Origin of the sequence: Streptomyces niveus, assembly GCF_001723055.1 — a bacterium.
Classification (GTDB): Bacteria; Actinomycetota; Actinomycetes; order Streptomycetales; family Streptomycetaceae; genus Streptomyces; species Streptomyces niveus.
Window position 1 is genome coordinate 1 of the sequence record NZ_MDCR01000207.1, and the last position, 5,505, is coordinate 5,505.

Genomic DNA, 5,505 nt, shown 5'->3' on the forward strand with positions numbered 1-5,505 from the left:
CGTGGTGGCGTCGGGGCGGGCCCGCCAGTCCCCACCGCGCCCCAGGTCGAAGACACAGGCGGCAGGCACGACCGGCACGACCTGGGCCGGGTCGGGCCCGACCCGCACACCCCGCCCCCGCTCCTCCAGCCACGCCATCACCCCGGCTGCGGAGTCGAGCCCGTACGCGCTGCCGCCGGTCAGCACGACCGCCTCGACCCGCTGCACGAGATTCCGCGGATCGAGCGCGTCCGTCTCCCGGGTGCCGGGGCCACCGCCCCGTACGTCCACGGCGGCGACCGCCCCGCCCTCCGGCGCCAGCACGACCGTCGTCCCGCTGAGCGCCCGGTCCCCGCCCACCCGCGCGTGGCCGACCCGGATCCCCGCCACATCCGTCAATGCGTCATTGGTTGCCATGAGCCCTGCGTACCACGGAGCCGGACCCCGCCACGGCGGATCCCCGCGTCCGCCACGCCCACCGCCGTACCCTGGACACATGAGTACCGCCCGCACACCCGGACCGCGCGACACCGTCACGGAACCCCCGCGACCGGCCCCGCCCAAGCCGGCGCCCCCGAAACCGGGCCCGCCCAAGCCGCCGCTCGTCTTCGACGACCCGCTGGACCGGCAGTCTTCCGACGACACGGACGCCGGGTGGGGAGAGCGGCCGGCCGCGAGCGGCGACAGCGCCGCCGACCTGGCCCGCTTCCTGGACGAGAAGCCGCCCCACCACATCTGACCGCCCGGAGCCCGACCGCCCCGGCCGTGACCCGTCCCCCGAGGACCAGCAGGACCGGCCACACCGGCCGGACCGGCCCTACGGGGTGCCGGTGCCGCTCTGCTCCGGCCCACGCCGCTGAGCCACCAGGGCGTCGCGGATCTCCTTCAGCACCTCCAGCTCGCTCACCTCCAGGACCTCCTCCACCTGCTCCTTGGCGGCCTGCTGCCGCGCCCGCCTGGCCAGATACTTCGCCATCGGCAGGACCATCAGGAAGTACACGACGGCGGCGGTGATCAGGAAGCTGAGCGTCGCGCTGAGCACCGACCCCCACAAGATCGGGATGCCCGACACGACCTCGCCCGCTGCGTTCGTCTCGCAAGGGGCCTTGAGACACGAGCTGTAGTGATTCAGATCCTTGGTGCCGAACGCGCCGACGACCGGGTTGATGATGCCCTTCACCAGGGAGTTCACCACGTTGGTGAACGCGGCGCCGATGACCACCGCGACCGCGAGGTCGATCACGTTGCCACGCGTCAGGAAGGCCTTGAAGCCCTCCAACACGCTCTCCTTCTTGTCGCTCACCCGTGAGCCCTTCGTCGTATGTGCCATGGGGACGGCGACCGGGACCACCAATCGCCTGGACACCATGGGCAACTCGCGCCCCGGCTGTCCAATCCGCCCATGCTTTCGTGTGACCAGTCTGCTCATCAGTACGACGGCTAAAAGCCCGGACCGGCACAGGGCGGCTCACCACAACGTCACCGCCAGCCGGGAGTTCGTGCCCGCGCCCGCCAACTCAGCGGCCACCTCCCGCGCGACGGTCAGCAGGACCAGCGCCCCGCCATCGGTCGCGCTCTCCAGCGCCGGTGGAACGGATCGCACGCGCACGCCCCTGGCGAGCACCCGGGCGTCCGACTCCCCGCCGCCGGGGGAGTGGGCGGCGGCGATCACGTCGACCCGGTCGCCCGGACGCAGCAGCCGGACCGTCGCCACATCCGCGATCCGTACCGGAGCCGTCACCAACTCCACGCGCGCTGCGCCAGGTTGAGCAGCGGCGCCCGAGGCGGCCGACGCACCACCCGACGCCGCGCGGGCCGCGGCTTCCGCGCGGTCCTCCGCCCCGGCCGCGGTACCGGGCCCACCCGCGCCGGACGCCGCCAACGCGGCGGCCGTCACGGCCAGTCCGGCCGCGAACGCGCGCCGCCGCCGGAGCAGCGCCCTGCGCAGCCGCTGGCCACCCCCGCGTACCCGCAGCGGATCGAACGCCGGCACCCCGCACGGGGCGGGCGCGGCGACGACCGGCGCGGGCACCGGCACCGGCGCGGGCGCGGGCACGGGCGGAAGGGAATGCGAAGAGGAACGGGACATGGCAACCACCACCTGGCGTGAGGAGTTTCTGCTGGCCGCTCCTCACGATCCACGCCCGGCCGAGATCCCGCCGAAGCCTGTGGACAACTACCCGGTTGTGGATATCTCGCTCACCCGAACGAGACCCGCCCCGGGCGTTTACGGCAGCTCAAGCCCCGTATCGATGCCGTCCAGCGCGTGCGAGCACAGACAGTCCCGCGTCTCGCCGGCCTGAAGCCCGCCCACGGTGTCGAACAGCACCGTGCGCAGCCGGTCGACGTTCGAAGCGAAGACCTTCAGCACCTCCTCGTGCGAGACCCCCTCGCCCGTCTCGGCCCCGGCGTCCAGGTCGGTCACGAGCGTCAACGACGTGTAGCAGAGCCCCAGTTCACGGGCGAGCACCGCCTCGGGGTGACCCGTCATCCCGACCACCGACCACCCCATCGACGCGTGCCACCGCGATTCGGCGCGGGTGGAGAAGCGCGGGCCCTCGACGACGACCAGCGTCCCGCCGTCCACCGGCTCCCACTCACGCCCGCGCGCCGCGGCGAGCGCCGTCTCCCGCCCCTCGGGGCAGTACGGGTCGGCGAGCGAGATGTGGACGACCTTCGACGCCCCTCCGCCGGGCAGCGGCACACCGTCGTAGAACGTCTGCGTACGGGCCTTCGTACGGTCCACCAGCTGGTCCGGCACGAGCAGTGTCCCCGGGCCGAACTCCGCCCGCAGCCCGCCCACCGCGCACGGGCCGAGCACCTGCCGCACGCCGACCGACCGCAGCGCCCACAGGTTGGCGCGGTAGTTGATGCGGTGCGGCGCGATGTCGTGCGCGCGCCCGTGACGGGGCAGGAACGCGACGCGCCTGCCCTCGACGTCGCCCAGGAACAGCGAGTCGCTGGGCGGTCCGTAGGGGGTGTCGACGGTGACCTCGGTCACGTCGTCCAGGAATGAGTACAGGCCCGAGCCGCCGATGACGCCGATCTCCGCGGTCTCCGAGCCCTCTGCGTTCGCCTTGGTCGCCATGACGATCACCCTAGGGCCTGTCGTTCGGTTCTTGCCGGGCTCGCGGTCCCTGGCACGCACGCTCGCCGCGTTGTCGTCAGTCGCCGACGCTCCGCGTGGGCTCCTTCCTCCGCCTTGCGATCGCACGCACCAGACCCCGCTCCCTGATCCGGCCTGATCCAAACGACAGACCCTAGCCGGACGGGCCCACGCGCCGCCGTACGGGAACGCCGAGGACCCCGCCGTACCGAACGGCGGGGTCCCGGAGGAGAAAGCGGATGATCAGGCGGCGGCGGGACCGCTGGAGCCGGAGCTGCCGCTCGACGCGCTCGACTTCGAGCCGGAGGAACCCGAGCCCGACGAGGACGACGACGAGCCGTTCGACGACGAGGCTGAAGCGGAAGCGGACGTCGACGCGGACTTGGAGTCCGACGAGGACGAGCCCGACGACGACTTGTCGCTCGAACCGCCCGAGTCACCGGAGTTGTTCGACGCGCCCGCCTTGGCCGGCGTGCTGCTCGTCGACGAGCCGCGGCTGTCGTTCCGGTAGAAACCGGAGCCCTTGAAAACGATGCCGACCGCCGAGAACACCTTCTTCAGGCGTCCTTGGCACGCGGGGCACACGGTGAGGGAATCGTCGGTGAATTTCTGCACCGCCTCGAGGCCCTCGCCACAATCGGTGCACTGGTACTGGTAGGTCGGCACTTGTTCCTCCTGGCACTCTCACTCAATGAGTGCTAACGACGCTCCATAGTGACGTATTCCGCTGGATCAGTCCACTGCCACCGGCACGCGGTGACCCATTCCACGCGCCGCGACGAGCCCTGATGCCTTCGGCGTGAGCCGCGAACGGAGCACAAGAAGCGTGGCCAGAGCCAGTGCCGTGCCCACCAGCGGCACCACGAATCCGGCGCTCGCGCCGTGCGCGTCCGCCAGCTGACCGGCCACCGACACCGCCCCGGCCTGGCCCAGCGCGACCGCGCCCGTCAGCCAGGTGAAGGCCTCCGTACGGGCCCCGGCCGGGACCAGCGCCTCGATCAGGGTGTAGCCGCTGATCAGCGCGGGCGCGATGAAGAGCCCGACCAGCAGACCGAGCCCGCCGAGCAGCGGCACCGAGTGCACGGCCCACAGCCCGGAGGCGGCCAGCGTCAGGCCGACGTAGCCGCTGATCAGCCGACGGCGGGGACCGGCCTTCCAGGCGATGGCGCCGCACGCGATACCGGCGAGCATGTTGCCGGCGGCGAAGACTCCGTACAGAAGACCGTTCACGCCGGGGTTGCCGATCTCGTCGGCGAAGGCCGTGAGCGAGACCTGCATGCCGCCGAAGACCGAGCCGATGCCGAGGAAGACCACGGCCAGCACACGTACGCCGGGCACCGACAGCGCCGACACACGCGCGCGGCCCGCACCGGCCGGCCCGGAAGCCGCCGTACCGCGCCGCCGTGCCACCTTCGGCTGCGTACGGCGCTGCGCGGCGAACAGCAGCCCGCCCGCCAGCGTCAGCGCCCCCGCGGCGATCAGCCCCGCGGCGGGGTGTACGCCGGTGCACAGCGCGGTCGCCAGGACGGGCCCGATGACGAACGTGAACTCGTCCGTGACGGACTCGAACGCCGCGGCCGTCGGCAGCAGCCGCGCGCGCTCCTCGGAGCCGCCGAGCACGGCCGCCCAGCGGGCCCGCACCATCGGCCCCACCTGGGGGATCGAGGCGCCTGTCGGTACGGCGGCGACGAACAGCGCCCACAGGGGCGCGCCGGCCAGCGCGAGCACGATCAGGGCGGTCACGGACACCGCGTGCAGCAGCACGCCCGGCACCAGCACCGCCCGCTGTCCGAAGCGGTCGGCGAGCTTGCCGTTCTGCGGCGCGAAGAGCGCCATGGAGACACCGGTGACGGCGGCGACGATGCCCGCGCTGCCGTACGAACCGGAGGTGTGCTCGACGAGCAGGACGATGCCGATCGTCAGCATCGCGAAGGGCTGCCGCGCGGCGAAGCCGGGGAGCAGGAACGTCCAGGCGCCGGGTGTACGCAGCAACTGCCCGTATCCCGGGCGGCGGGCCGGAGTCGTTCCCTCGGGAGCGCCGGCGGTGGTGGTGTCGACCGTGTCGGACACGGTCCTTGCCTTTCTGCCGCCTGGTGGCGCCCCGGACGTACGGGGGCTGCCGAGAGCTGTCCTCTTGCGCGGAACTGCGGTAGATACCCGGGTCCACTGAAGGGGACACCACGGCCGCCATACGGTCGCGCCAGCTCTGCGTCAGGCAGAGTTGGTCGATCAAGTCGGTGCGCCACGTCACTTCGACGCGACAGGCACAGACCTCATCGTACCCGGGAAATACCAGGAAGATCCCGGCCCGTACCTGTGATTGACGCCTCCGGGCGGCGCGGCCTTCGATTCCTCGGCGACGCCCGTCGGCGGCCACGCAACCCGCCCCCGACGGCACCCCGCCGACGGGCGTCGCCGAG

General features: G+C 72.4%; 7 protein-coding genes. 1 reads left to right on the forward strand and 6 read right to left on the reverse strand.

Features of this window, described 5'->3' with window-relative positions; genetic code table 11:
* A partial coding sequence (locus BHU15_RS23625) for a P1 family peptidase (RefSeq protein ID WP_171908433.1) occupies window positions 1-396 on the reverse strand: 396 nt, incomplete at its 3' end.
* A gap of 79 nt (window positions 397-475) precedes the next feature.
* On the opposite strand from BHU15_RS23625, the gene BHU15_RS23630 reads away from it, so the two are divergent.
* Window positions 476-718, forward strand: a complete 243-nt coding sequence (locus BHU15_RS23630) for a hypothetical protein (RefSeq protein WP_023541043.1) — start codon at window positions 476-478, stop codon at window positions 716-718.
* Between the two features lie 78 nt (window positions 719-796).
* Here BHU15_RS23630 and mscL read toward each other — a convergent pair whose 3' ends face one another.
* The 5 genes from mscL to BHU15_RS23655 all read right to left on the reverse strand — a co-directional run bounded on the left by mscL (window position 797) and on the right by BHU15_RS23655 (window position 5,155).
* Window positions 797-1,282, reverse strand: coding sequence for a large conductance mechanosensitive channel protein MscL (mscL, locus tag BHU15_RS23635; protein ID WP_031231168.1), 486 nt, complete (start codon window positions 1,280-1,282; stop codon window positions 797-799).
* 165 nt (window positions 1,283-1,447) lie between these two features.
* Window positions 1,448-2,068, reverse strand: a complete 621-nt coding sequence (locus BHU15_RS23640) for a CpaB family protein (RefSeq protein WP_069629038.1) — start codon at window positions 2,066-2,068, stop codon at window positions 1,448-1,450.
* A gap of 138 nt (window positions 2,069-2,206) precedes the next feature.
* Entirely contained in the window at window positions 2,207-3,067 is an 861-nt protein-coding gene (locus BHU15_RS23645) for an S-methyl-5'-thioadenosine phosphorylase (RefSeq protein WP_069629041.1), read from the reverse strand.
* 261 nt (window positions 3,068-3,328) lie between these two features.
* The gene (locus tag BHU15_RS23650; protein WP_069629039.1) at window positions 3,329-3,751 is read right to left on the reverse strand and encodes an FmdB family zinc ribbon protein; all 423 of its coding nucleotides are present in this window, start codon (window positions 3,749-3,751) and stop codon (window positions 3,329-3,331) included.
* Window positions 3,752-3,817: 66 nt separating this feature from the next.
* Window positions 3,818-5,155 carry an MFS transporter gene (locus BHU15_RS23655; protein WP_069629040.1) on the reverse strand — a complete coding sequence of 446 codons (1,338 nt, stop codon included), beginning with the start codon at window positions 5,153-5,155 and terminating at the stop codon, window positions 3,818-3,820.
* Between the last annotated feature and the right edge of the window lie 350 nt (window positions 5,156-5,505).

Excerpts from the sequence above, each read along its gene's own strand:
- BHU15_RS23630 (WP_023541043.1), top strand. The coding sequence starts at position 476 with ATGAGTACCGCCCGCACACCCGGACCGCGCGACACCGTCACGGAACCC.
- BHU15_RS23640 (WP_069629038.1), bottom strand. The coding sequence starts at position 2,068 with ATGTCCCGTTCCTCTTCGCATTCCCTTCCGCCCGTGCCCGCGCCCGCG.
- BHU15_RS23645 (WP_069629041.1), bottom strand. The coding sequence starts at position 3,067 with ATGGCGACCAAGGCGAACGCAGAGGGCTCGGAGACCGCGGAGATCGGC.